33 protein-coding genes are annotated in these 21,184 nt (G+C 54.9%); 9 read left to right on the top strand and 24 right to left on the bottom strand.

Annotated features, from left to right (window positions below):
* Positions 1-5: 5 nt before the first annotated feature.
* Both NQL71_RS35475 and NQL71_RS35470 read left to right on the top strand, forming a co-directional pair.
* On the top strand, positions 6-497 hold the full coding sequence (locus tag NQL71_RS35475) for a hypothetical protein (protein WP_274644283.1): 492 nt from the start codon (positions 6-8) through the stop codon (positions 495-497).
* Positions 494-937 (top strand): hypothetical protein, encoded by a 444-nt coding sequence (locus NQL71_RS35470; protein WP_274644282.1) that lies wholly within the window; start codon positions 494-496, stop codon positions 935-937. Before NQL71_RS35475 ends, NQL71_RS35470 begins: the two co-directional genes overlap by 4 nt.
* Positions 938-1,009: 72 nt before the next feature.
* Here NQL71_RS35470 and NQL71_RS35465 read toward each other — a convergent pair whose 3' ends face one another.
* The 4 genes from NQL71_RS35465 to NQL71_RS35450 form a co-directional block, all read right to left on the bottom strand.
* Positions 1,010-1,210, bottom strand: a complete 201-nt coding sequence (locus tag NQL71_RS35465) for a hypothetical protein (protein WP_274644281.1) — start codon at positions 1,208-1,210, stop codon at positions 1,010-1,012.
* A gap of 174 nt (positions 1,211-1,384) precedes the next feature.
* Positions 1,385-1,696, bottom strand: coding sequence for a hypothetical protein (locus NQL71_RS35460; protein ID WP_274644280.1), 312 nt, complete (start codon positions 1,694-1,696; stop codon positions 1,385-1,387).
* 343 nt (positions 1,697-2,039) lie between these two features.
* Positions 2,040-2,381, bottom strand: coding sequence for a hypothetical protein (locus tag NQL71_RS35455; protein WP_274644279.1), 342 nt, complete (start codon positions 2,379-2,381; stop codon positions 2,040-2,042).
* 7 nt (positions 2,382-2,388) lie between these two features.
* Positions 2,389-3,135, bottom strand: a complete 747-nt coding sequence (locus NQL71_RS35450) for a hypothetical protein (protein ID WP_274644278.1) — start codon at positions 3,133-3,135, stop codon at positions 2,389-2,391.
* Positions 3,136-4,052: 917 nt separating this feature from the next.
* On the opposite strand from NQL71_RS35450, the gene NQL71_RS35445 reads away from it, so the two are divergent.
* Positions 4,053-4,481 carry a hypothetical protein gene (locus NQL71_RS35445; protein ID WP_274644277.1) on the top strand — a complete coding sequence of 143 codons (429 nt, stop codon included), beginning with the start codon at positions 4,053-4,055 and terminating at the stop codon, positions 4,479-4,481.
* 682 nt (positions 4,482-5,163) lie between these two features.
* On the opposite strand, the gene NQL71_RS35440 is transcribed toward NQL71_RS35445, so the two are convergent.
* Positions 5,164-5,451 (bottom strand): hypothetical protein, encoded by a 288-nt coding sequence (locus tag NQL71_RS35440; RefSeq protein WP_274644276.1) that lies wholly within the window; start codon positions 5,449-5,451, stop codon positions 5,164-5,166.
* 265 nt (positions 5,452-5,716) lie between these two features.
* Here NQL71_RS35440 and NQL71_RS35435 point away from each other — a divergent pair, with 265 nt between their 5' ends.
* The 5 genes from NQL71_RS35435 to NQL71_RS35415 all read left to right on the top strand — a co-directional run bounded on the left by NQL71_RS35435 (position 5,717) and on the right by NQL71_RS35415 (position 9,697).
* On the top strand, positions 5,717-6,271 hold the full coding sequence (locus NQL71_RS35435) for a hypothetical protein (RefSeq protein WP_274644275.1): 555 nt from the start codon (positions 5,717-5,719) through the stop codon (positions 6,269-6,271).
* A gap of 707 nt (positions 6,272-6,978) precedes the next feature.
* A complete protein-coding gene (locus NQL71_RS35430) occupies positions 6,979-7,221 on the top strand; it encodes a hypothetical protein (RefSeq protein WP_274644274.1) in 243 nt (80 codons plus the stop codon).
* A gap of 527 nt (positions 7,222-7,748) precedes the next feature.
* Positions 7,749-8,228 carry a chemotaxis protein CheW gene (locus tag NQL71_RS35425; RefSeq protein WP_274644273.1) on the top strand — a complete coding sequence of 160 codons (480 nt, stop codon included), beginning with the start codon at positions 7,749-7,751 and terminating at the stop codon, positions 8,226-8,228.
* A gap of 20 nt (positions 8,229-8,248) precedes the next feature.
* Positions 8,249-9,316 (top strand): ADP-ribosylglycohydrolase family protein, encoded by a 1,068-nt coding sequence (locus NQL71_RS35420; protein WP_274644272.1) that lies wholly within the window; start codon positions 8,249-8,251, stop codon positions 9,314-9,316.
* Between the two features lie 186 nt (positions 9,317-9,502).
* Entirely contained in the window at positions 9,503-9,697 is a 195-nt protein-coding gene (locus NQL71_RS35415; RefSeq protein WP_274645084.1) for a hypothetical protein, read from the top strand.
* A gap of 269 nt (positions 9,698-9,966) precedes the next feature.
* On the opposite strand, the gene NQL71_RS35410 is transcribed toward NQL71_RS35415, so the two are convergent.
* Positions 9,967-10,152, bottom strand: a complete 186-nt coding sequence (locus tag NQL71_RS35410; protein WP_274644271.1) for a hypothetical protein — start codon at positions 10,150-10,152, stop codon at positions 9,967-9,969.
* 65 nt (positions 10,153-10,217) lie between these two features.
* Between NQL71_RS35410 and NQL71_RS35405 the strand changes: the two genes are divergently transcribed.
* Complete coding sequence (locus NQL71_RS35405; RefSeq protein WP_274644270.1) at positions 10,218-10,541, top strand: hypothetical protein; 324 nt, start codon at positions 10,218-10,220, stop codon at positions 10,539-10,541.
* Positions 10,542-10,552: 11 nt separating this feature from the next.
* On the opposite strand, the gene NQL71_RS35400 is transcribed toward NQL71_RS35405, so the two are convergent.
* From NQL71_RS35400 to NQL71_RS35315, 18 genes are all read right to left on the bottom strand, one after another.
* Positions 10,553-11,248: a hypothetical protein gene (locus tag NQL71_RS35400; protein ID WP_274644269.1), complete on the bottom strand. Its 696-nt coding sequence runs from the start codon at positions 11,246-11,248 to the stop codon at positions 10,553-10,555.
* A 35-nt stretch (positions 11,249-11,283) separates the two neighbouring features.
* Entirely contained in the window at positions 11,284-11,523 is a 240-nt protein-coding gene (locus tag NQL71_RS35395; RefSeq protein ID WP_274644268.1) for a hypothetical protein, read from the bottom strand.
* Positions 11,524-11,579: 56 nt separating this feature from the next.
* The gene (locus NQL71_RS35390) at positions 11,580-11,837 is read right to left on the bottom strand and encodes a hypothetical protein (protein ID WP_274644267.1); all 258 of its coding nucleotides are present in this window, start codon (positions 11,835-11,837) and stop codon (positions 11,580-11,582) included.
* Positions 11,834-12,025, bottom strand: a complete 192-nt coding sequence (locus NQL71_RS35385) for a hypothetical protein (RefSeq protein WP_274644266.1) — start codon at positions 12,023-12,025, stop codon at positions 11,834-11,836. Before NQL71_RS35385 ends, NQL71_RS35390 begins: the two co-directional genes overlap by 4 nt.
* Before the next feature lie 54 nt (positions 12,026-12,079).
* The gene (locus NQL71_RS35380) at positions 12,080-12,517 is read right to left on the bottom strand and encodes a hypothetical protein (protein WP_274644265.1); all 438 of its coding nucleotides are present in this window, start codon (positions 12,515-12,517) and stop codon (positions 12,080-12,082) included.
* On the bottom strand, positions 12,514-13,314 hold the full coding sequence (locus NQL71_RS35375) for a hypothetical protein (RefSeq protein ID WP_274644264.1): 801 nt from the start codon (positions 13,312-13,314) through the stop codon (positions 12,514-12,516). Before NQL71_RS35375 ends, NQL71_RS35380 begins: the two co-directional genes overlap by 4 nt.
* A 101-nt stretch (positions 13,315-13,415) precedes the next feature.
* On the bottom strand, positions 13,416-13,934 hold the full coding sequence (locus NQL71_RS35370; protein ID WP_274644263.1) for a PIN domain-containing protein: 519 nt from the start codon (positions 13,932-13,934) through the stop codon (positions 13,416-13,418).
* A 2-nt stretch (positions 13,935-13,936) separates the two neighbouring features.
* Positions 13,937-14,182, bottom strand: a complete 246-nt coding sequence (locus NQL71_RS35365; RefSeq protein WP_274644262.1) for a type II toxin-antitoxin system Phd/YefM family antitoxin — start codon at positions 14,180-14,182, stop codon at positions 13,937-13,939.
* 139 nt (positions 14,183-14,321) lie between these two features.
* Positions 14,322-15,227, bottom strand: a complete 906-nt coding sequence (locus NQL71_RS35360; protein ID WP_274644261.1) for a hypothetical protein — start codon at positions 15,225-15,227, stop codon at positions 14,322-14,324.
* A 14-nt stretch (positions 15,228-15,241) separates the two neighbouring features.
* The gene (locus tag NQL71_RS35355) at positions 15,242-15,892 is read right to left on the bottom strand and encodes a P-loop NTPase family protein (protein WP_274644260.1); all 651 of its coding nucleotides are present in this window, start codon (positions 15,890-15,892) and stop codon (positions 15,242-15,244) included.
* 5 nt (positions 15,893-15,897) lie between these two features.
* Positions 15,898-16,566, bottom strand: a complete 669-nt coding sequence (locus NQL71_RS35350; RefSeq protein WP_274644259.1) for a hypothetical protein — start codon at positions 16,564-16,566, stop codon at positions 15,898-15,900.
* A 69-nt stretch (positions 16,567-16,635) separates the two neighbouring features.
* Entirely contained in the window at positions 16,636-16,947 is a 312-nt protein-coding gene (locus NQL71_RS35345) for a hypothetical protein (protein ID WP_274644258.1), read from the bottom strand.
* Positions 16,948-17,000: 53 nt separating this feature from the next.
* A complete protein-coding gene (locus tag NQL71_RS35340) occupies positions 17,001-17,639 on the bottom strand; it encodes a hypothetical protein (protein WP_274644257.1) in 639 nt (212 codons plus the stop codon).
* The gene (locus NQL71_RS35335) at positions 17,639-18,823 is read right to left on the bottom strand and encodes a hypothetical protein (RefSeq protein ID WP_274644256.1); all 1,185 of its coding nucleotides are present in this window, start codon (positions 18,821-18,823) and stop codon (positions 17,639-17,641) included. Before NQL71_RS35335 ends, NQL71_RS35340 begins: the two co-directional genes overlap by 1 nt.
* 26 nt (positions 18,824-18,849) lie before the next feature.
* Entirely contained in the window at positions 18,850-19,299 is a 450-nt protein-coding gene (locus tag NQL71_RS35330) for a hypothetical protein (RefSeq protein ID WP_274644255.1), read from the bottom strand.
* Positions 19,300-19,313: 14 nt separating this feature from the next.
* Positions 19,314-19,568 (bottom strand): hypothetical protein, encoded by a 255-nt coding sequence (locus tag NQL71_RS35325; protein ID WP_274644254.1) that lies wholly within the window; start codon positions 19,566-19,568, stop codon positions 19,314-19,316.
* A gap of 39 nt (positions 19,569-19,607) precedes the next feature.
* On the bottom strand, positions 19,608-20,039 hold the full coding sequence (locus tag NQL71_RS35320; protein ID WP_274644253.1) for a hypothetical protein: 432 nt from the start codon (positions 20,037-20,039) through the stop codon (positions 19,608-19,610).
* Positions 20,040-20,067: 28 nt separating this feature from the next.
* Positions 20,068-21,075, bottom strand: coding sequence for a hypothetical protein (locus NQL71_RS35315; RefSeq protein WP_274644252.1), 1,008 nt, complete (start codon positions 21,073-21,075; stop codon positions 20,068-20,070).
* Positions 21,076-21,184 lie beyond the last annotated feature (109 nt).

The raw sequence follows: 21,184 nt of genomic DNA, 5'->3' as shown, positions 1-21,184 counted from the left end.
CCCCCATGTTGACGACCGGACGTCGTAGAACACCTGAACAAATCGCAGAACGCGATGCTCGAAACGCCAAAATCGATCAGTGCATCGACGCTGGGCTTTGCTACATTTGCGACCAAAAGGCCAATCCTGAAGATGGTCTGCACGGCCCCACCGGCGCACACTGGGATTGCCACTGCCCGCCATCCGCTCAGACGACGCCTTCCCTCGCACCCCCGGCACCAGTCACCCCCGCTCCAGGCTCGATCAGCACCGAGACCCAGCCTCGGCTGGCGCACGCCAACGGCGGTCACCTGGTACACATCGTGATCCCGGCCACCAACACCTCGCTGTGCGGCCACAAGCCCAAGAACACCGCCCATATCATGCGCCAGCGCGGAAAGTGGATGTTCTGGAGGCTGGACGCTGTCGTGCCGCCGACGATGAAGATGTGCTCGAAATGCGAGCAGAAGGCGCTGATCGACTATCCGCCACTCGAAGAACTTGAGACCGACTCATGAGCACGTACGTTGGCCGAACCAAACTTTCCCGGTGCGCAGACTTTGAGCGGGCGACAATCGCCCTATCCGGCAAGGGACGGTTTATCTTCCAGGGATGGGAAGCGAAGCCTGCTGTGCTGAGCAAAGAATGGTACGAAGTGATGGAGCTTTTCGCGGCCCATAACCTGTGGATCGGGAAAGTCCTGAATCCTGCCGATCCGGTTGAATTCTTTCACCTGCAGGTCATCCAGGGACAACCGGTGCCGGCACCCCGCTGCAATGAAATCGCGGACGCTTTCGAGAGCTTGCGGGAAGGTTTCAGGAACCTGGACAAGGCCGAGGCCACGCAGTGGAGTGTCGAGCCTCCTGAAGGGTTCACGTTGGAATATCACCTGAACGCCTACATTAACGAGCTTCGTGCCTGCACGAGTGATAACAGAGCCTTCGCCTACGCCGTTTGAAGGGTTTCGTGCGGAATGAGGCGCCGAGGTAGGCCTCAGCCTTAACACTTCCCGACAGGCACCTTGGGCGCCCTACTCCACGCCTGCCGAAGGCTTGCGCATGGCCATGATCAAGCTGGTCAGCTCGGTGATGCCACAGACCATGATGGCGTAGTTTAGAAGCGGTGCCGACCAGGGGTCGCCTAATTCGCAGGTGAACTTGACGGTGACAACGCCGAGGAACACCGCCAGGCATTTAAACGCCAGGGCCCGCGCACGATCAGAGGTTTCCATTTCCGGCTTCGTGTTGGCCCAAATGTTCCGGAGAGCTGAGGGGATGCACCGGGACAGAGTACCGTCCTGTTTGCTCGGCATAGGAGTCATTCAAAAGACCTTTTTATGGTGAGCGCCAGATGATAACCGGAACAACCGCTGAAGCCTTTTGACCGCAGCAGATCCAAGTCAGGATCAAACGTCTGCTGGCGGCTTGCGCAGCGCAAAAAGCAAACTCATCAGCTCGGAAATCCCAAAGGCGACGCAAGCAAAATTTAAGAGCGGCGCAGACCATGGATCCTCAAGCCTGTAAATATCCATTCCAGCAAACCACGCCACAACTACCAATAAGACTTGGAAGAGCAGGAACATGACCCTTATCGCAGTGGGCATTTTTGGTTTGGTGTTCTGCCACAAGTTGGAGAGCATCACCGGACACCAGCGACACCCTGCATTTGAAGCACCAGCAGGCGTAACTTTTGAATTTTGGGGTTCAAGATCGCCCATTGAGCACCTTCGCCAGTTCAAACACAGAGCCTTTGATCACAGCAGGATTAAGAGGGATCGCCCCCTCCCCGCAAGGGGCTGATTTCATGGTTCGACGGATCGTCGGTATTAGCGCGTGACCCCCATCGTCAGAACCATACTCAGTGAACATGACCATTTCTTGCACATGAATGCAGTCATTCGCGCCTGCAGGCTCGCTCAGGTGCATGGTGTACACCCGTGTTTGTACTCGCTCTGGCTTGGTAGCGCACCCGGACATGGCCAAGAGTACAACACCTACAAAGCCTAATCGGTTGAACATGAGACTTCCTTTTGTCGACAAAAAATCCACTGCGAACAACCGTCAGTGGGATGAGCCCGTGGTGCAGAGTGCCCAGAAGGCCATACCAACAAGACCGAATTGAGCCAGAATCAACAGGATGCGCAGGGGCGGAGGATAGTCCGGGTAGATTTTCATCAAGCCTTTGACGAAATCGGTCTCGCAGAATTTCTTGAAGTACTTGAACGGCAACGACCAGCGCGAATCCAGCCACTTTTGCATGGCCGGATCCACCACGTAATCTTTTGGAACGTCATCCGGCTCGGAAGGCACTACCACCGGTTCTTCGGCTAGGTAGTCCACCGGAGCGGTGGTACGTGTCTCCCGCTCCATAGCTGCATGAGCCAGCGCCAACGCGTTGGCCAACTCCTGGTTAAATTCCGGGAGCGCTGTTTTTGAGCCTTTCTCGCTCCAAATCAGGTTTGCTAGGACTAGGCCTGGCAGATCTGCTGACGTTGGTTTTTGCATGAGTCACCTGCTCTTTAGGCGGTGTCGCCTGTGGTGGCGCGGGTGGCGGAGTCATGACTCCAATAGCCGGGCGCTTTTCCCCCAGGATCTTATGTGTTGTCTCGTCAATATTCCAGTTTTGTTGGATGGCAGCATAAGCAGAATCGCCATCCTGAATCTTGCAGTCCGACGCTGTGGTCGCCGGCTTATCCTGGTTGACCGTTAGATGCAACTCAAAGGTGTAATCGACTTTGACGGTGCTATCGATGAACTCGCGCTCCATGTATTCGGTCGCGTATTCAATCGTGTAAATGCATTTTCCGTCTGTAGCCTCTTTACCCTGGGGCAAGGGCGAGATCGACAACAGCGTCGCACGAGGCGTCCGATATTGGATAACACGGCTTTCCAGTACTGCCTTGTCGACCATCGTCCAGAGACCCATCTGGCAGGAGGCGTACCAGACCTTCGGCTGAACCACCCTGCTCGGCTCGTCGCTATCGCACTCTTTACCCAAGTAAGAGGCGTCTTCGATCAGCGCCGGGAGATCGTCCGGATCAATCTTCGGCTTTTGAACCGGCCTGGAGTCAGGGGACTGCAGGTAAACGCCTTGGCAACCGCCAAGGGCGACAAAAAGCGTAATGACAAACGAAAGTTTCTTGATGGTCGATGGCATGACGAAGCCTAAAAATTGGCAAGTGGATATGAAAGTTGATTTGTTGGTTCTGGACGCTTGCTGGAAAGATATTTAGCGCGGTGACTACTCGGGTCAGACGACCCAGGCAGGCCAACAAGTTGGCAGTAACGATGCTCATGCCAGCATCCTCAACTCACCACGGCAAGTGTCCACGTTAAGCTGCGCCACCGAGTCCTCAAGGACTGAGGACAACAGCTCAAGTTGTTGATTTAGAGCTACATTTTTTCGACGCAAAGTCTTCACATCCGCCCGACCAAGCTCGATGCTCGCCAGAAGGTCACGGTTCACCTGAGTGAGCCGCTCGACCTCGGTGCTTGCCAACAGGATTCTGTGCGCCAACTGCTCAACCTGCGTTGCTCTCGCATCGCCACGGTTAGAAGCAAGATCAGATTCGGTGCACACGTTGATGATGTCGACTCCGGGTGGATTGGCTAAGACTTCAGGCCCAATGCAATCAGCCACCAGAAAGGCGGCTGAAAAGGATGGGCTACCCTGCTATAGGGGATTCCCCTAGGCACGATTAACCATATGGTAAACATTGGCATTTTAATGTCAAGGAAATGACGCGGATTTTCCCCGTGAAATCAGGCTGAATCGATGCATCTACAGACAATTCATATAAATTGACTAAATGTCACACGTTCTGGATAATCCCTGGTCGAAAATACTTGGGCGCGGCCATGAAACACAGAACCTCCGTCTCCCGGCGCCCCTCTGCTCCTTAAAAATCAGGCTTTTCTGCGCGCCCCCTGTGAGCGAAGGCTTTTGTGGCCAAAAGCACGAATGCCCAGCGATTTCGGGTTGTTGCGTGGAAATTGGATAGTTCACCACCTTGCAGGTGGTTTAGAAAATGAATACTCCGCTCTTAAGCGCTGCACGGCTTTGTTCACCACCTTATGGGTGGTTTTGAAAGGCAACTGATCACGCCCAGCGACTTCAGGACGCTTCACCACCCATTGGGTGGTTTTGAAAAGCATCTGATCACGCCCAGCGACTTCAGGACGCTTCACCACCCATTGGGTGGTTTTGAAAAGCATCTGATCACGCCCAGCGACTTCAGGACGCTTCACCACCCTCAGGGTGGTTTGGAAAATGAATACTCCGCTCTTGAGCGCTGCACGGCTTTGTTCCCCACCTTATGGGTGGTTTGGAAATTCGGGGTTGCACTTAGTCGCGCAATGCGTTGGTTACACCACCGAGCAGGTGGTTTGGAAAATGTTGAACACAAAAGCGGCGATGCTGGGGGTGTTCGCCACCGAGCAGGTGGTTTTGAAAATGAATACTCCGCTCTTGAGCGCTGCACGGCTTTGTTCACCACCCGGTAGGTGGTTTCGAAGACCAAACTTTCCTTGATTTTGTGATTCCCCTTGTTCGCCATCCTGCGGGTGGTTTTGAAGCGACGTATCGTCATCGGGATCGTAGCTCCCTAGTCACCACCATTTAGGTGGTTTGGAGAAAGTGGTCGCTTCAGCGAACGCTACATCAGCGATTCCACCGAGAGGTGGTTTTTAAATCGATGGGGTATCCTCTATGCAAGGGGCCGGTGTTCACCACCGAGCAGGTGGTTTTGAAACGAACGCCGTTTGCGCGTTCCTTTTTGGCTGTGTTCACCACCCCATGGGTGGTTTGGTAAGTGGAGCGGAACCGAACACCGCTAAGCGGTGCGTGCACCACCCAATGGGTGGTTTTGAAAAGAGGAGGTTTTGCGCAAAATCTTCCGGCCTGTTCTCCACCTCACGTGTGGTTTTTAAAAGTCGAACGAGACACGACGGGCACCGTTGAACGTCATTGGATTCTGTTCACCACCGAGTAGGTGGTTTGGAAACTGACGCACGACGCAGCCTCAGCAAAAACAGGTACACCACCCTGCGGGTGGTTTGGAAGTTTAGATCTGAAAGCCAGCATGGTTGGCTTGTATTCACCACCGAGTAGGTGGTTTTGAAAAAAGCATCGCCTACAGGATCGCGTTGACGACGCTTCACTACCAAGCGGGTGGTTTTTAAAATGCTAGTCGTAATGGCAAGAGTACAGCGACCGCTCGCCACCGACGTTCACCACCCTGCGGGTGGTTTTGAAATCGGGATCTCGACTACAGGTGCCAACCAGGATGTTCACCGCCCTGCGGGTGGTTTGAAAATGTACTTTTGGATCGGAACGTTGAGCAGCTCCGTTCACCATCGTGTATGTGGTTTTGAAATTCACAGCGCTGGCTTCGCCCTGGACGCTATGGTTTACCACCCTGCTGGTGGTTTTGAAAATGTGTTCAGGTAATGCAAGATCGAACCAGATGTTCACCACCCTCCGGTGGTTTTGAAACAGGTGGCTCTGCTGCTCCAGGCTCAGTAACCGTTAACCATCCTGAGGGTGGTTTGGAAAAAGCAATCGAAAGCGCCAAGATGATAGCGATGCTTCACCACCCTACGGGTGGTTTTGAAAACTGGCGAGACCACCCCAATGACACCCCGATAGTTCGCCACCGAGCAGGTGGTTTGGAAAAAGAGCCTGCGATCTTCTCCCTCACGTGTAGTGTTCACCATCAGATAGTTGGTTTCGAAAGAAAATGAACGCGCAAATTGCGTTCGAGATGCGTTCACCATCCTGTGGGTGGTTTGGAGAAAGCAATCGCGAGTGCCAGATGATGCCGATGCTTCACCACCATGCTGGTGGTTTTGAAGATAGCAAGGCCGCCCCATCCCGCGAATGGCTGTTCCACACCCTGAGGGTGGTTTTGAAATCTGAAGCACAGGTCGCGAAATTCCGAGTCTTCTTCCCCACCTTACAGGTGGTTTGGAAATTGATGAAAATGAGATCATCAGTCATCGCGCTGTTCACCACCCTGGTGGTTTTGGAACTACTGTTTTTTCAGGAAATTAACCACCCTAAGGGTGGTTTTGAATTCGCCACCGCGAGGTGGTTTGGAAACGCCAGACAGATCTCGATAGTGCCCGACAAGGGTTCGCCACCCGATGGTGGTTTTGAAAATCGATCCCATCAACCCCTTAAGCCGGCCTGGTCACCACCGAAAGGTGGTTTGCAAATCTACATAGCATTCAGGTGCAACAAGTGGGGTGTTCACCACCGCGTTGGTGGTTTGGAAATTTCTGCCTTTTGGTGATTCGCTGTTGTCGCCCTCCACCCGCAGGTGGTTTGTAAAGAGGAAGATCACGCGGTGATTAGTGCACCACCGAGCAGGTGGTTTTTGGAAGTGAAATGCGTATCAGATGGGTTAACCACTGTGTAGGTGGTTTTGAAAGATCAAGGGGAGCTCTTCACGGCTACCGGCATCGTTAACCACCCCTGGTGGTTTGGGAAAAGGCCGAGCAGGATCAGTCGAGAACCCTGTTGCCACCTTTCTGGTGGTTTAGAAAATGAACAGCACGAATGCTAGGGTCACCCAGCAGTTCTCCACCCTTTAGTGGTTTCGAAAATGGTAAGAGCCCCCTGACCCTTTGTTGACCACCCAGTAGGTGGTTTTGAAGATCATGATAGAGGTCGCCGGCACACCTTTGAGTACACCGCTGTCAGGCGGTTTTGAAGTAAAAAAGCGCCCGTAAGTACTGCACACGTCCACCACCTTACCAGTGGTTTCGAAAAGAACTGTTTGCATATCGTGTTCACCACCAGGCCGGTGGTTTTTGGGGTCTAGCGCCAACAACATCTTGCTTAAATTGACAAGATGTCCCAATTTCCTAATAATCCAGGCACTCCCCTGCCCTATATCCGTCCGAGCCGATTACCGGTGGCCTGGATGCTCATCTGATCTGTAAGCGGTGGAGAGATAAAGCAGAGTACCCACCTAACTTACGAGAAGACGACATTAAAATGATGAATCTTGCGCAATCTGCGTTCAATTTTGTAGGAGCCATGACTGGACTCCTCGGCGCCCTGTTGCTGGTTGCTATGCTGGTCGCAGTCTGGTTTCTTGGATGCATTTCCCTCATCTCTAATGGCTCGCCTTTGAAAGCCATTGTCGGCTTTGTATTTCCTCCGTACGGCATGATTGTCGGCGTCATTCAATTGCTGAATGAACATCGTTACGCGAAAGTAAGCGCTAAAACCCTATGAATGATTTATTGACCCCTTTAGTAATCGTTCTTTTTGTGCTCGTGGCTTTCGCTGCAGCTTGCGTGTTCATATTTTGGCTCGATGGTCTCATCGGGCTAATTCAACAGCGCAAACCTACTCGATTTTTGATCTTGTTGTGCCTACCACCTGTAGGTCTCTGGATCGAAAGCCGCGACCGTTACCGGAAATGGCTGAAGAAAACATATCTGACGCCGAAAGGTCATCTGAAAAGCATTTGGGACTCAGTTCTGAACTTCTGGAAGAGCCTGGATTGGAGCATCTAACAACACTTGGTCGGGCCGGCGCCGCTAGCGAGAAGCACAGTTTGACAATCTGATCAACGTGTCAATACAATGCAATCGTAAGCGGCTGGGTCACACATGCACTCGCACCTCCAACCCGCGAAGTTGGATGCCAGTACGCGCTGAAACACCAGAAAGCCGCCCAAGGGCGGCTTTTTTGTTTGCGCCCAAAAATAATAACGAGATCGCACACAAAGTGCGGCGAAGCAGTCAGAGGTTTACGCAATGATCAAGTCCTCCGCTCAAGGCTCCGAAGATCCCGTTCTTCAGTGGGTCACCTTCTGTCTCGACAACGAAACCTACGGCGTCAACGTGATGGGCGTTCAGGAAGTCCTGCGCTACACCGAGATCGCCCGCGTGCCCGGCGCTCCAAGCTACGTCCTCGGCATCATCAATCTGCGCGGCAAAGTGGTCACCGTCATGGACACTCGCCAGCGTTTCGGCTTGAAACCCGCTGACGTCAACGAAGACTCCCGCATCGTGATCATCGAAGCTGATGGCCAGGTGATCGGCATCCTGGTCGACGCCGTGGCCGAAGTGGTCTACCTGCGAGCATCTGAAATCGAGTCGCCGCCGAAAGTCGGCAACGAAGAGTCGACCTCATTCATCCATGGCGTTAGCAACAAGAACGGCAAGCTGCTGATCCTGGTTGACTTGAGCCGGATGCTGACCGACGAAGAGTGGTCAGAAGTCCAGTCCATCTGACGCTTGCGGAGCGCCTGAACATGCCTTGCCAGATCGATAGCCGGCGATACCTCGACCTGCTCTCAGCCACTGCCCTGGGCGATAGCCTGGGGCTCCCTTACGAAAACATGGCCGGTAAGCGCGTGCGCCGCCTGACCCGCGATGGACTGCGCCAGCGGTTTATACTCGGGCGGTATGGGGTTATCAGTGATGACACCGAGCATGCGCTGATCACAGCACGAGCGCTGTTGAACGCCGGCAATGACGCCGAGATCTTTGAGCGTGGATTGTCCAGACGCTTAAAGCGCTGGCTGCAAACCTTTCCGCCAGGCGTTGGCAAGGCCACCCTCTTCTCCATCATGAAGATGTGGTTCGTGGCGCCGGCGAAGGCTGGTTATCGGTCGGCAGGCAATGGCCCACTGATGCGTGCGCCGATCATTGGCTTCTACCACGCCAGCAATGAGGTCACCCGGAATGAGTTTGTGGCGCGATCCACTCGCATGACCCACCGTGACCCTCGAGCGCTGTTCATCGCTTCGGGGATTGCCGACATCGTCGCGCATTTGGTTGAAGATCCACTGGATTGGCCGGCGATGAGTCGCCTGTTTCGCGTGGCCGCTAACCACCACGCCACAATGGGTGACGCCGCGCACCTTGATGAGCTCTCTCGCCTGCTGGAAGCACTGGATGAGGCCCACGCCAACAACCTCCAGATCTTAACCGCGCTGGAAGGCATCGGCGGCAGTAAAGGCATCGATGGGTACTGTTACCGAAGTGGCCTGGCGGCGGCCTACATCGCCAGCCATTCAACAAGCGTCGACGAGGCTATTCACTTTGCTGTGGCAGTGGGCGGTGATACAGACAGCACCGCTGCCATCGCGGCGGCCATAGCCTCAGCGGCAGGCCTACCCTGCTCTCAAGTTCCTATGGCACGCATTCTGGATTGGCCGGTGTCTCCCGCCTACCTACAAGCGCACGCCAAGGCCCTGAGTCTTCGCCATCCAAATGATCTCCAGGAACCGGCCTACATTCCTCAACTGCTCAGGAACATCGTTGTCGTGTTCATCGACATGGGGCACATCCTTCGACGCCTGCTGCCTCCGTACTGACAATGCCGGAAAGATCTAATCCCGGACAGAAACGGTGGCTTTCTTGAATTCCGGGGATGGATGCAGTTGTCAGTTTCTCACTTGCACTGAGAACTTTGATGGCGATCATCGAAAAGATCAATTTCTTTCTGGGCACCGCACCCCGTAGCCTAAAGGGATTGAATGAACCCCGTTCCGGACACCAGGATGAAATTTTTCCCTTTCCTACCACTTTTTTTGTCGATTCTTGCCGGCTGCGCCAGCCCACACGCCCCGGAAGCAAGACCCTACACGCCTGAAGAGACCAAGGAGCTGGCGCTTGAAGCGCTGAATCGTCGGAGCATGAACTTCGATGAGTACCACCACAGAAAAAACGAAATACTTAATGGAACGATTCTCTGAGTTCCAGCCAGGGACAGGCCAAGACCCTGCACCTGCTTAAAACAGTTATCAGCAATACCTCAGACCCATTTGCTCGCCCCTGCCATGCGACCGCTGACTCAGCGGCTTTTCGACCGGGGCCTTCATGCATGTTTCAACGCAACCACCGCTTGTAGGGCAAGCATCACATTCCACGAGGCGTGGCATCTTAGCAACGATGGTGCGCCACTCTTCGGCCAGCTCGGCATTGCTCGCGAGCAAGTGGGGCACGTCGATATCCACTCGGTCACTCAACGCCAATGCTCCTGACAGGTTGTCCAGGGGGAATCAGCAAACCGCTCACAGTCTCGGATAACACAAACAGGACGCTCGGACTGTTCACGACCGTTGACGATGTAGACCGGGTCTGTGTCGGTGGTCTTGCTGGCTTGGGCAGGTACATCAGCTTCCGTGGTGGTGCCGCTGTCTGGATTCATATGATTTCTCCGTTGTAGTAACATCGGTTCAAAGAGACAATTTTAAAAAAAGAATAGGCCAATAAATGGGCGACAACACCCTCCCTTTTTTAATTTTTACACCCTTCTATATCCTGTTTCTGCACACCATTGCACAGGATGTTATCGATGGTAGCATTCCTGAAAAGTGGCATAAGAAGATTTGGTATTGGTTCACATCCTTTGGGATAACATGGGGGTTCGGAGTGATACCGTCGCTCATCATTGTTGAAATCTTTGTAGACCTTCCAGATCCTTTTTACGCAACATTGGCACTGTTTCCTCCCCTCTTTGGCGCAATCCTGGCTGCCGCAGTCGGCTTTTATGTCAGAAGTCGTGATTCTGAGGACAAACCGGCTGCAGCACCCTAGCCAGCGATAACCTACAACCAGCCAGGTAGGAACAGATCCTTGGGCGCCTGGCCCGTCTCTTCCCAATCAGCGATGCCTTTGTCCAGCATGGCCAGATATTCGGGCCCGCCGCGCATCCCATCATTTGTGGTCGTCCAGGCATATCTAGCGCGGAAAGCACGCATGAACACCAGCGTCCCCTCTTCCTTGCAGTCACCCCTGGCCCATGCCCGCGCCTTTGAAACGCACAACGTATCAGGATGAATACCCCAGCCCAGCTTCATACCACCGATGAACAATACGTGGTTAATGACAGTCTGTGGGTTCACACCAAGCTCTTTGTCCCGATTCAGCTGCTCAAGACCTTCAGCCAGCAGAAGGCTCGTGAACGCGGATGTAGAGACCTCAAACTCTCCCGCCGTGAGGCGGACTTTGCTGATGTGGCGACGCTGGCAGACATACGACCACGGCACCAGAGCGCCAGCATACGCATCAGCCTTCCCTGCCCACTCTGCAATGACATCGGATGGGTTACGCGTGTCAATTATGCGGTCGAAGGTTCTAACCCCGTACTCGACCAGCTTTTCGGCCAGATCCTCTGGCGCAAGACCGAGCTCAACAGCACGCGCTACCACCTGGTCGATCAAGGCCTGACGGGGCGTAAAGTTGATGGTATGCCGACTGAGGATCTCGGCTATATCAATATGCTTCAGGTTCTCAGGAATCATGCTCCGCCCCTTTATTGGTCAATGGTGTCGCGCCCCTAGTCGGGCTTCGCAACTGAGCACGTTAGCTCACTATCAACCGCCTGTGCGGCATTGTGCAGTTCCGATGCGGATTCCTGGCTTATCAGGCCAAGGCGTTTCAGCGAGTAGATCACGGCCACGAGCGTGCGAATCGTATTGCGACGCTCACTTGGCGACTCATTGCGCAGATGTTCAGTCTTGGCGCGGATCCGTTCAAGTTCGTGTGTCAAAGCTTCGTTGCTGACGGTCAAGCTCATGATTATGGCGTCCTTGTTCACGGTGAATGGAAAGCGTGCAGCTTTGCGGTCAAACCTTAGCCCATATCCCTGGCATTGCCGAGAGAGAAAGCGAACTTGCGCGTTTCCTCCCCGCACTCCACTTCGGCGACCAGCACCGGCAAATCATCGGAATCGCCGCCGTAGATAGAGGATCGAACGTGCGTGTCGACACCGGTGCTCAGGATTTTCAACGTCCCTTGAACGTCTTCTGGCGCCGTGCGGAACCAAAAAGAGGCACGCACACCCGTCAGGACGTGCGCCTCAATCGCAAGCTCAAGTTTGGACTTCTTCATGCCGGGTTGCTCGCCAGCGGCTGGCGGAAGAGCGCTCTGGCCGGGTGGTGCATTTCAGCGCACCAGTTGTAGGCCTGCGCCTGCAACTCGGGATGCGTGAAGTATTGCGCAAACATTTCCCAGCGGCCTTCGACCTTCTTCAGCAGTGGCTTCCCTTTCGGGTGATCCCTTCGGAGTATTGTTGCCATCCAACTGCCCTCCTGGGCGTCTCGTTTATGAATACGGCAGTCCCTGCCGGGAAATCACGACTTGCTTCGCTTCACCGCGGCTTGCCGCAGCTGCTCTTTGCCAACCTGTTCGATGAAGTCACAATACGCGACTACCCCATCCCTTACGGTGTAAAAGCCGTCACCAGGCTGCAAGGATAGCATTTCCTGCCGTTGCTTCTCGTTGAACACCAACGCCCTCTCCAGCACCTCCAGACGGCGCTCAGGCGTGTTTGGGGTGCCTTCCTCGACCGCCAGGCGGCGAAGTGTCCTGGCGCAGTCCAGACCAACCACCACGAGCGCATTGATGTTTTCCTCCGGAACACCGAGGTCGTGGAATTGGGCGACGCTCAAGTCCTCCTCCATTACCGTCGCTTTTTCAAGCTTCACCGGCTTGCCGCAGCGATAGCAGATACCAACCTTAAGGTCGCCACCTTTTGGCGTGATCCAGCGGTTTGCGACAGGAATACTCATTTTTTACCCCATTCCAGAACTTGCATTTTGGCCAGGTGGTTCAGCTCATCGGCCTTGCCCCTGTCCAGGAGACCACCCTCTACAAGGCCGCTCAGCTGCCCAAGGAAGCCGTACAAGTCTGACTCTTTGGTAGCTTTAGAGAAACTACTTAACTCACGCTCAAGGCGTGCCAGAACCTCTTCCTTGCGGAACAACAATTCTAGCCGCTGGCGCTGGATGACTGACTTCTCTCCGCAATCGAACCCACGGAGGTACTCCTGCCCTTCTGGGTAGTCAGGAAACGCATTCAGGTACTTCTCACATCCTGCGTGGACGGAAGGCGCCGGCGTCAGCGGAACGGCGTCATAAGCTTCTGGTGGATACGCCCACGGGCTATCGCAGGCCGCATACGGACGAACATAACGACTGGTCGGCTTGCCGGTGAAGATCATCGCATGTAGCTCGATGGAAGCGCTCTGCATGAGCATGCGGACGTCTCGCAGGTACTGATTCACCGCAGGTGGCAACTCAATGGCCTCTTCATAGAGCTTTTTCACGTGGTCGGCGATCAGGATCGTCTCTTCAAGCAACGTGCAGCCATTGCTATGCGCCCGCTCTTCCTCTTCGGAGCGAAGCCCTTCTCCGTGTTCGAAACGAAAACGCAGATCTGCCGCCAACTCTGCCAGCGTGTCAGCCTTCAGGTGCCATTGCACATGCAGGTAGATCATCGGCAGCGTCGCGAGAAGGTGTTTGGCGAACTTGCTGCAAGCCTCCACTTCATCGGCCAGGGTCAGCGGGTGTGCTTCATTGTCAGCCATCTGGCTTCAGTCCTTTGTCCAATCTCGAAATGAATCTCTCCATACACCTTACGCCACCTATGCTGGTTAGCCAAAACGGCGGCGCTATTCCCGAAAGGCGTTCAGATCGTGGATTCCTGCTGCATGAATTCGGATTCATCAGCACTTCGACCCTTATCCACCGACGCCCATGGATTGACGATGCTAACGCCGGCAAAGGCATAACGCTCAGGATGTCGGGTAACCACGGGGATCCGATGCACCAGCGCGGTTGCTGCGATCACGGTGTACGCGCCTATGTCATCCACAGAGCGCTTCAGCCCGGCCATCCGGTGAGACACCTGTTCATCAATCGAGAGAATGCGTTTCTGGAAGCTCGGAGACAGTTTTTCCAAGAGCCACGTCCGCAAGATTTCAGCCTCCTCGCTCTTAGTCTCAGACAGCAGCGGGTACGTGTCCGCCAGCCGCAGGGCTTCCAACTTCAGCTGGTTCACCGCGCAGTCAAACTCGATCATGGTCACCGTCGAAATGAATAGCTGACTTGCAGGTACGCCGCGAGCCCAAGCCTCCAGCACTGGATCTGCGGATTTGCCCCCAAAGCGGCGCATTTCTTCAACCACTTGAGTGTCCAGTAGGTACATGCTCAGTTACTCCCAAGAGGATTGAAAGCGCGATCAAGATCGAGCTCGATATCGGCAGCCTCAGGCATGCTGAGCATTTCGACGATAGTCTGCTCCCCTACCAGGCGCTGGTAGTCGGCCATGCACAGCAGTACGTGCGCCGGCAGCCCACGGTCAGTAATGAAGACCGGGCCTTGTAGCGCGGCTCGCTTAGCGCCAGCAGTGTCGGAGTTGAACTCGCGACTGGTCATGGTAGTGGGTTGGGTCATCGTCTAATCCTGGAGTCCTGAATCATTGAAATCATAATGTGGCAACGTTGCCTCATTGTCAACAACACCTCACCAGTCACCGAAAAAGAAAAACCCCAGAGGATCTCCCTGGGGTTTTTTAATTGCGACGGATCGACAGTTATTGCATCGATGGTGTCAGCACCAGAACCAACACTTCGTTGAGCTTCTTCTCAGCTCCAGCAGATTGCGTCCTTGGATCTACATACTCCAGCGAGCGGTCGATACCAAGTTCCCGCATGCCGGACATGAAGTAGCTCTGCCCCAGCTTGAAATCCGCAGTATGACCGTAGGTTCGGCTCGACTTCCCTGGCTCAGTGGTCATTTTTTCCGCCGTCAGGTAATCACAATCTGGGACTTTCCCTTCAGAGACAACAGTCCAGCGAACGTCAAAACGGATTCGATCATTGGCCTTTTGCATGGGGGTGAAGTCCACGTTAAACGCCGTCAGCCAGTACCCTGCGCCAAAGCTGGTAACGTCTGAAAGGTCGACAATAGAGTCTTCTGGCGAGCATTGAACTTGCGGCAGGAAGCCACGCAGCTGCTGCGCTCGCTGGTGAATCCGGCCATCCACATCCGTCGGTTTCAAGACGTTGTTGGATTGACCGCCCTCGATTTTCTCAACCTTCCCCTGCTTCGACAGCGCAGCCAGGAAAGCTTCAGGGGTCACCTCGGATTCTAGAACACCAGATTGCTGGAACATGGTTTTCGACTCCGACAGTCCGGTAACACGGAGTTTTCCACCCGGCGACATCACGCTGTACGAATAAGGGTCGTCGAATCCAGCGGAAACCTTGGCTGGTTTGATCGCTTGCTCGCCAAGTTCTTTTCTGAAGAGCGCCCAATTGACGTCCTTTGCATCCAGGTCAGCCAACTGAACCCGGTAATAACGCGCATCCAGGCGATCAGCCGGCTGTTCAGCCTTGTCAGATGCCTTGGAAACCTGAGGCGTCTGAGTCTGACAACCGGAGGACAGAGCCAGGGCCAGGGCCGCCAAAGCGCCCAGCGTCAATTTAAAGCCTTTCATTACGTCTTCCCTTCTCATCGTGTGGTTGTGTTGGATTCGTTGCCCACAAGGACTTGTGGCGCATCAGCGATTTTCAGGGTCTGGTAGACCGAAAATACTCGGCCAGAATTAATCAGGTCATTCAGGAATGATTCTCCCGCGCCGAAACCAACCAAGAGCTGACGCAATCGATCAAAGCCATCCTGCGGAGAGTTGCCATGAATAACGCCGATGACCTTTCTGCCAGCCATGGCCATGGATAGAGCCTCGAAGGCCATTTTCCCCGACCTTCCATAAAATTGGTCGTAAAAAATCACCGGTGCGGTAACGGCTTCACCCACCAGGCAGCTTTCCCCATCGCCAGTCAGGATGGAAATCGACCGCGAATACAGATGCTCCACAAGGCCGATGTGGGCCAACCGCAGCGGATTATCACTGCTGGCGACCCGGCTCGCCACATCCTCTATGATCGCCATTGCAGTCGTGGTTTTACCGTTACCGGCCCCGCCCGAGATCAGCACCAACGATCCACCAGGCCGCGTTGGGTCAAGACGCTTAAACAACTCATCCTTCAGACCAGGATAGTCGTTCAGTACCTCTGTCACCTTGATGGCTGAGTTTGCCGTCAAATACAGCTCGACACCTGGCTGATTGATTACAGCCCCAGCGGCATTGAAAATCATCATCCGTTTCACCCCCTTGAGGCTAGGTTGGTCTTTGATCGTTCCAGCTGTGCAGTCACCTGGCTGATGAGCGCATCAAGGCGCGGTTGGACGTTTTGAGCTTGCTCAGCGAGGGCGGCCTCAGCGAAGGCTGTACGACGACCAAGGCCGCCGATGAAGCCCGTAAAATATTGATCCGTTGATGCGCTCAAATACAGAGCGTTGTTCCATTTCTCCAGATCAGACGGATCTGTGCTGATTTCTTCGCGGTACCACTGCTCGAATTCAGCTTTCACCGCAGGATCAGCCGCTGCAGGCAGCGAAGGTTCGACTTCTCTCTTGGGCACCTCTTTGTACGACAGGTCACTGAGCGCTTTGAGGATAGAGTCGCGGACTGCATAACCAAGTTGTACCTTTCCACCCTCTTCATAGGCGGGAATCGCGGTACGGATGGCGGCGAGAATGATACCAGGATCAGTGGAGAACATTTGCTCTGACAATTCATTGCTTTTGTTCTGGTGCGAATCTACCAACTTCTCAATCCTGGCGAGCTGCGTGTACGTGATGACGTGGTAAAGCCCATATACGTGCAAGTCTTCAATGCAATTTTCGCCTCGGATCTCACCACAAATCGTCGCAAGCTCACTTTCTAGCTGAGCCCTGGCAGCCATTACGTGTTCCTGGTTACTTTTTTCCATTTTATAGCTCACTTTTTCGAATTTTCGTACAAAACCGACTCGGGCCGGCTTGGATTGGTGAGGTGCCCCCTACTTGGGAACACATCCATTGATCGGCATCGGGAAAACGATCTGAATCATGGTGCTCTCATGCAGGTAGGTCGGCACACCGGCTATGGCGATGTCGCTAACCTTGGCGCCAGGACATTGTTTGTCCACGAACTCTTGAGGCGTAAGAAGCTCCCCGTGCCACCCAGTTGTCTTGACCAGCAGAGGTGCGCTGGAATGCATTTCTACCAGGAAAAACCCTTTCTCGGGCCCGCCATCAACCGGGTAAGCGACTACTGAAGTGGCGGTGAACAGGGGGAATGCGAGAGCCAGCAGTTTCAGTGCTTTTTTCATGCGTTGTCGCTCATGTTTAAAAATTATGGGCTGCAGATCAATCAGGCCTGCAATCACTTTGTGGTCACGGCCACCGGAACATCAGCCATCCGGCGATCCACTTCCATTGCCGCATTCATGCGCTGCTGAAATTTCTCAGCCTTGGCTTTGGACAGGTCGGGTGTGAGCAACAGCTGGCTGTATTCGTTCGCCACCACCAGCGGGAGCTTGCGCAGCGCATCGACCTCGGCCTTGAGCCTGTTGCGTTCGGTAGTCAAGGTGCAGATGTCCAGCCATTGCCGCTTGTACTGCGGTGAGTACTCGATCACCTCTTCAGCAAGATCTTCTAGCTCCTCCGACCACTCCTCGCCACTGGTGTTGCAGGCAGCAAACTTGAGCATGTCGAACACGCAGGCCACCGCTTCCTGGATGGTGGACACAGATCGCAGCTTCTCGTTCTCCGCGACCAGCGCCAGCAGCTGCGGGAGTGCGTTGACGGCAGCCACCGCCAGCCAGGAGTCACGCTTGTAGCTGAAGTGCGCCCACGGGGCTTCCTGGACAAACGGCTGGCCGATCTGGAATGGCTCAATTGGGGAGCAGATGCCGCCCATGCTCTGCCCTGTACCGGCCCACTCGCCCGGTTTGTGTTCAGCCTGTTCAACGGCAAGATTCAGAGCTTCGACGAGCTTTTGCAGTGTGTTAGGGGTGGACATCAGTGTGCCTCTTGTTCATGGCGGGGTTGAACTTCAAGCACAAGCTGGCGCCTGGCGTCGTCGATGTATGGCCCGGTGTGATTCAACGGCATGTCCGCCAGAATGTGCCACACAGAGGCACGTTGGTCGTTGAGCCATCGGAACCGCTCAGCATCCCTTAGTAATGAGACCAAGTCGTAACCCGGCAGCCTGCAAGACCACCCTTCTTTGTCCGGAATTGGCATAAGCGGTGCGTGCTGGCCGGCAATGCTCTCGATCTGCCGGCGCAGCCACTCGTTCTGAGAGACAAGCTCGCCATGCTCCGCACTGAACATCGGTGCCTGGGCCACTTTGCACGCCAGACCCACCTTGCGGTACCAGTCCTTCAACTTCCGATACCCCTGGTCACTGTGTTGACCGTGGATCTCGAGATCCTCGAGGGCATCGTCCAGCTCAGGGAGCAGTTTCGAGAGAGTCGCCACTGCGCGCAGCGCCTCGACTTCAACCTTGAGTTGGTCGCGCTCTTCAATCAAAACCCGAACCGGTACCGCATAGGTCACCTCGCACAGGCTATACCGGCACGGGTCTTTGGACATGAAGGTGAATGGCTTTCCTTTCTCGCAGACGACTACAGTTTCCTCAGGGCCGCGAAGTTTTACGTTCTCAGCGCGTAGTTCCTTGACCTCGCCCTGCAGCTTGTCGTGCTCTCGCTTCAGACTTCCGATACCGAGCATGATCCACTTCCAACGCGGCTCATCGACGCAATCGAACATCTCAGCCAATTCAGCCTTAATGTTCATGCAACCGTTATATTCCATCTCGATTTCAGAAAGCCGGTCGTTCTCGGCCTGGAGCCTGCGGATCTCGATGTCTCGCAGCTCAATGGTGCCGACCACATCCTTGAAGTCCTGCTCGGATTGCCTGGCGCGGGCGATCAGGCCAAGGATCGCGGCAGGGTTCGCGGCAGCGATAAAATCAGCATTGGCCTCATGTTCGCCGGCCCGCATCCACTCGGCGCCGGTGGTCATGGCTATCTGGCTTTGCCCGCTGCCATTCACCCAGTGCTGGATGGGGCCACCGTAAATAACACCGCCATACCGACGCTTGTCCCGCACCCACTCACCCTGGGTAGCGGCCTGAGCCAGACGCTCCAGATGTACCACGGCGCATTCTTCTTGTTGCACGTTCACGGTGTCGTCGGCCACGTCGGGCTCCTACGCAAAATAGTTGGTCAGTAAATCGAGCGAACGCGGACATCGCCGGACGGTGTGATGCACCACATCAGGCCGCCCATCATCGGGGAAACAAGGCCTTTGCGCACCAAGGAGTTGATGGTACGCGGGCACGGATCATGGATGTTTTTCGACAACTCTCTACGGGGCGCCGTGGCGATCTGCACCAGCAGCGTCTCTTCCCTTGGGCTGAGCTTAATGTGCTCGCTGCCAAGGTCATTCTGGCTTCCAAGCAACTGCCACGGGCGGGCCGGCAAGTCCGGGTTAAACCACTCCCAGCCGTCGGTACCAATATCCTGGCGAACCGTGCTGAACATTACCACTTCCTCATGACCCCGCGTAGTACGGAGCTTCAACGCGGTCACACCTGCCCTCACGGTGCACTCGGTGACGACACCTTCATAACCATGCCTGTGGCGGACTTTGATACCAACCCAATCGCGGTGCATGTGGCCTTCCTTGTTCAATTTGTAGGTTTGTTGGCGTGTGCTTCGAGGCAGTCATTCCAGCCCACGGCGTAGTTGGTCAGCAGCCCGGTGGCGTTACGCTCCTCACACCGCGAAGGCAAATAGGTAGTGCTGGTAACACGCCCTATCGCGATATCACCAGTCAGTTTGGCGCCGCAATAAGTGCACCATTTGCCGTGGCCACTGAGACCCAAGGTCAAATTGCCACAGGCGTCGCACTTATCGGCGGTAACGTCAAACGTCAGGTTCATCACTTAACCTCGAGGCGGTAAAGCTGGGTATTTCGGCGATCAGGCCGGTGCGCGGGCCGCCAGCAACTGCTGTTCCAGCCAACCCACATAGGAGGCCTGGCCACAGCCTTGGAATTCCTTGTACAGCGCCAGCGAGCTGGAAGGAACCAGGCTCAGAATCCCCGCCTCGAGATCATCGTCAGCCGTAACGTACAAGTCTTCTTGCGGCTTGTACTGCCCAGCCTCACGGGCGGTGAGCGTCGGCTGGCCGTGCTTGTCGTAGTAGTTCGACTGTTCGAGCGCTTTGTTGTGCTCGTCAAAGGCGGTGTAATCGACGCTCAAGACGGCAACATCATCGTGCTTCAGATGCACCGCCACCAGGTGTGCCCGCATTTTGGCATCCGGGTAGGTCTCAAGGGTCTCAACCTTCGGGCCAAACTCAATGACCAAAGGGCCGGCTGTCAGCAGTTGTTTCAATTCACGCGCATTCATCGTTTTTCCCTCAATCCAGGTGGTTTGGTTATCGCGCAGCCGACTTGAACCGGGCCTGCTTGCCGAAGAACGTCCGCAGGTAGCGGGTCATTGGCGCCTTGGAGTTCGGCCAATCAGATTGCCAGGCGTCCAGCCGGGCCGACAGGTCAGGATCTTCACAGTCCGGGTGCAGCAAGTTCAGGAAGTCATTCCCACGCTCGGTAATGACGGTCAGCTTGTCTTGATAAGCCGTTAATCCTGCCCTTCGCAATTGGGTGATGATGGAGGCTCTGGACGCTGGCGAGCCGATTCCAAAGGGTTCGTAGCGGCCCGTACCAGTCCAATCATCCATCGACTTCATGATGCGACCCTCGGAGAGTGGTTCCTGGCCCCGCATCCAGTACAGGAGCTGCAAGCCGTACTTGCTCATACCAAAATCTGAGGTATCGACCCCGACTTTACGCAGGCAGTCGCCGAACAAGCCCAGCGAGTTGACGTTGTAGTTGTAGTCAAAAAACCGCTTTGCCCAACCACGGTTCGACCACTCACGGTAGGCCAGATCGGCAGTCGTCGACGGTGTCTCCATCGCCCGGACAACACTCCCGCCATCAAGAGCGTGCAGGATCAGCGATGGGTACTCCTTGGCAGTTGCCTCAGCCCCAAGACACTTGGCAAGTAGCACGTCGAAGGCATTAGCACCCGAATGATCCGGATCGCAGGCGAACCAGAGCTCGCCAGCATTGGCAACAACCTCAAAGGGACTGAGTTTGGTGTGATTAATTTGCCCATCGGTCAGATCAAACGCAAAGCTCAATGGTCGCGGGCCTGGGTCACCAGAATCGCCAAAGTCACGAACTTTCCAGGCGGGTTCACCCACGTATGGAAAGTCTCCATAGGCCAAACCGCGAGGGTAACGAAACTCGTAGAGGCCCAGGTACAGCGTGAACACAGCGAGTACTTGACGGCCCGGCCAACGCCCGGCCACAAAGGGGGCCACTGCGCGAGCTTGAGAAGGTTTTTCCATAACGAGCACAATGCTCGGTTGAGTTGTTTCCATGATCCGTACTCCTGATTGCAGGAAGGTGGGTAAAGCACGGCTTAGCCGTGGACTGCGTGCAATTTATATCAATTGTTCAGGTATGAAAAGGCCATTTGGCATCAATTTA

The organism is Pseudomonas serbica, from assembly GCF_028823535.1.
GTDB classification, from domain to species: Bacteria; Pseudomonadota; Gammaproteobacteria; order Pseudomonadales; family Pseudomonadaceae; genus Aquipseudomonas; species Aquipseudomonas serbica.
This window is presented reverse-complemented; position numbering and strand designations above follow the sequence as displayed.

Coding starts and splice junctions, on each gene's coding strand:
- NQL71_RS35475 (WP_274644283.1), top strand. CDS start 6: ATGTTGACGACCGGACGTCGTAGAACACCTGAACAAATCGCAGAACGC.
- NQL71_RS35470 (WP_274644282.1), top strand. CDS start 494: ATGAGCACGTACGTTGGCCGAACCAAACTTTCCCGGTGCGCAGACTTT.
- NQL71_RS35465 (WP_274644281.1), bottom strand. CDS start 1,210: ATGGAAACCTCTGATCGTGCGCGGGCCCTGGCGTTTAAATGCCTGGCG.
- NQL71_RS35460 (WP_274644280.1), bottom strand. CDS start 1,696: ATGGGCGATCTTGAACCCCAAAATTCAAAAGTTACGCCTGCTGGTGCT.
- NQL71_RS35450 (WP_274644278.1), bottom strand. CDS start 3,135: ATGCCATCGACCATCAAGAAACTTTCGTTTGTCATTACGCTTTTTGTC.
- NQL71_RS35445 (WP_274644277.1), top strand. CDS start 4,053: ATGGGTGGTTTTGAAAGGCAACTGATCACGCCCAGCGACTTCAGGACG.
- NQL71_RS35435 (WP_274644275.1), top strand. CDS start 5,717: ATGAACGCGCAAATTGCGTTCGAGATGCGTTCACCATCCTGTGGGTGG.
- NQL71_RS35430 (WP_274644274.1), top strand. CDS start 6,979: ATGATGAATCTTGCGCAATCTGCGTTCAATTTTGTAGGAGCCATGACT.
- NQL71_RS35425 (WP_274644273.1), top strand. CDS start 7,749: ATGATCAAGTCCTCCGCTCAAGGCTCCGAAGATCCCGTTCTTCAGTGG.
- NQL71_RS35420 (WP_274644272.1), top strand. CDS start 8,249: ATGCCTTGCCAGATCGATAGCCGGCGATACCTCGACCTGCTCTCAGCC.
- NQL71_RS35415 (WP_274645084.1), top strand. CDS start 9,503: ATGAAATTTTTCCCTTTCCTACCACTTTTTTTGTCGATTCTTGCCGGC.
- NQL71_RS35410 (WP_274644271.1), bottom strand. CDS start 10,152: ATGAATCCAGACAGCGGCACCACCACGGAAGCTGATGTACCTGCCCAA.
- NQL71_RS35405 (WP_274644270.1), top strand. CDS start 10,218: ATGGGCGACAACACCCTCCCTTTTTTAATTTTTACACCCTTCTATATC.
- NQL71_RS35400 (WP_274644269.1), bottom strand. CDS start 11,248: ATGATTCCTGAGAACCTGAAGCATATTGATATAGCCGAGATCCTCAGT.
- NQL71_RS35395 (WP_274644268.1), bottom strand. CDS start 11,523: ATGAGCTTGACCGTCAGCAACGAAGCTTTGACACACGAACTTGAACGG.
- NQL71_RS35390 (WP_274644267.1), bottom strand. CDS start 11,837: ATGAAGAAGTCCAAACTTGAGCTTGCGATTGAGGCGCACGTCCTGACG.
- NQL71_RS35385 (WP_274644266.1), bottom strand. CDS start 12,025: ATGGCAACAATACTCCGAAGGGATCACCCGAAAGGGAAGCCACTGCTG.
- NQL71_RS35380 (WP_274644265.1), bottom strand. CDS start 12,517: ATGAGTATTCCTGTCGCAAACCGCTGGATCACGCCAAAAGGTGGCGAC.
- NQL71_RS35375 (WP_274644264.1), bottom strand. CDS start 13,314: ATGGCTGACAATGAAGCACACCCGCTGACCCTGGCCGATGAAGTGGAG.
- NQL71_RS35370 (WP_274644263.1), bottom strand. CDS start 13,934: ATGTACCTACTGGACACTCAAGTGGTTGAAGAAATGCGCCGCTTTGGG.
- NQL71_RS35365 (WP_274644262.1), bottom strand. CDS start 14,182: ATGACCCAACCCACTACCATGACCAGTCGCGAGTTCAACTCCGACACT.
- NQL71_RS35360 (WP_274644261.1), bottom strand. CDS start 15,227: ATGAAAGGCTTTAAATTGACGCTGGGCGCTTTGGCGGCCCTGGCCCTG.
- NQL71_RS35355 (WP_274644260.1), bottom strand. CDS start 15,892: ATGATGATTTTCAATGCCGCTGGGGCTGTAATCAATCAGCCAGGTGTC.
- NQL71_RS35350 (WP_274644259.1), bottom strand. CDS start 16,566: ATGGAAAAAAGTAACCAGGAACACGTAATGGCTGCCAGGGCTCAGCTA.
- NQL71_RS35345 (WP_274644258.1), bottom strand. CDS start 16,947: ATGAAAAAAGCACTGAAACTGCTGGCTCTCGCATTCCCCCTGTTCACC.
- NQL71_RS35340 (WP_274644257.1), bottom strand. CDS start 17,639: ATGTCCACCCCTAACACACTGCAAAAGCTCGTCGAAGCTCTGAATCTT.
- NQL71_RS35330 (WP_274644255.1), bottom strand. CDS start 19,299: ATGCACCGCGATTGGGTTGGTATCAAAGTCCGCCACAGGCATGGTTAT.
- NQL71_RS35325 (WP_274644254.1), bottom strand. CDS start 19,568: ATGAACCTGACGTTTGACGTTACCGCCGATAAGTGCGACGCCTGTGGC.
- NQL71_RS35320 (WP_274644253.1), bottom strand. CDS start 20,039: ATGAATGCGCGTGAATTGAAACAACTGCTGACAGCCGGCCCTTTGGTC.
- NQL71_RS35315 (WP_274644252.1), bottom strand. CDS start 21,075: ATGGAAACAACTCAACCGAGCATTGTGCTCGTTATGGAAAAACCTTCT.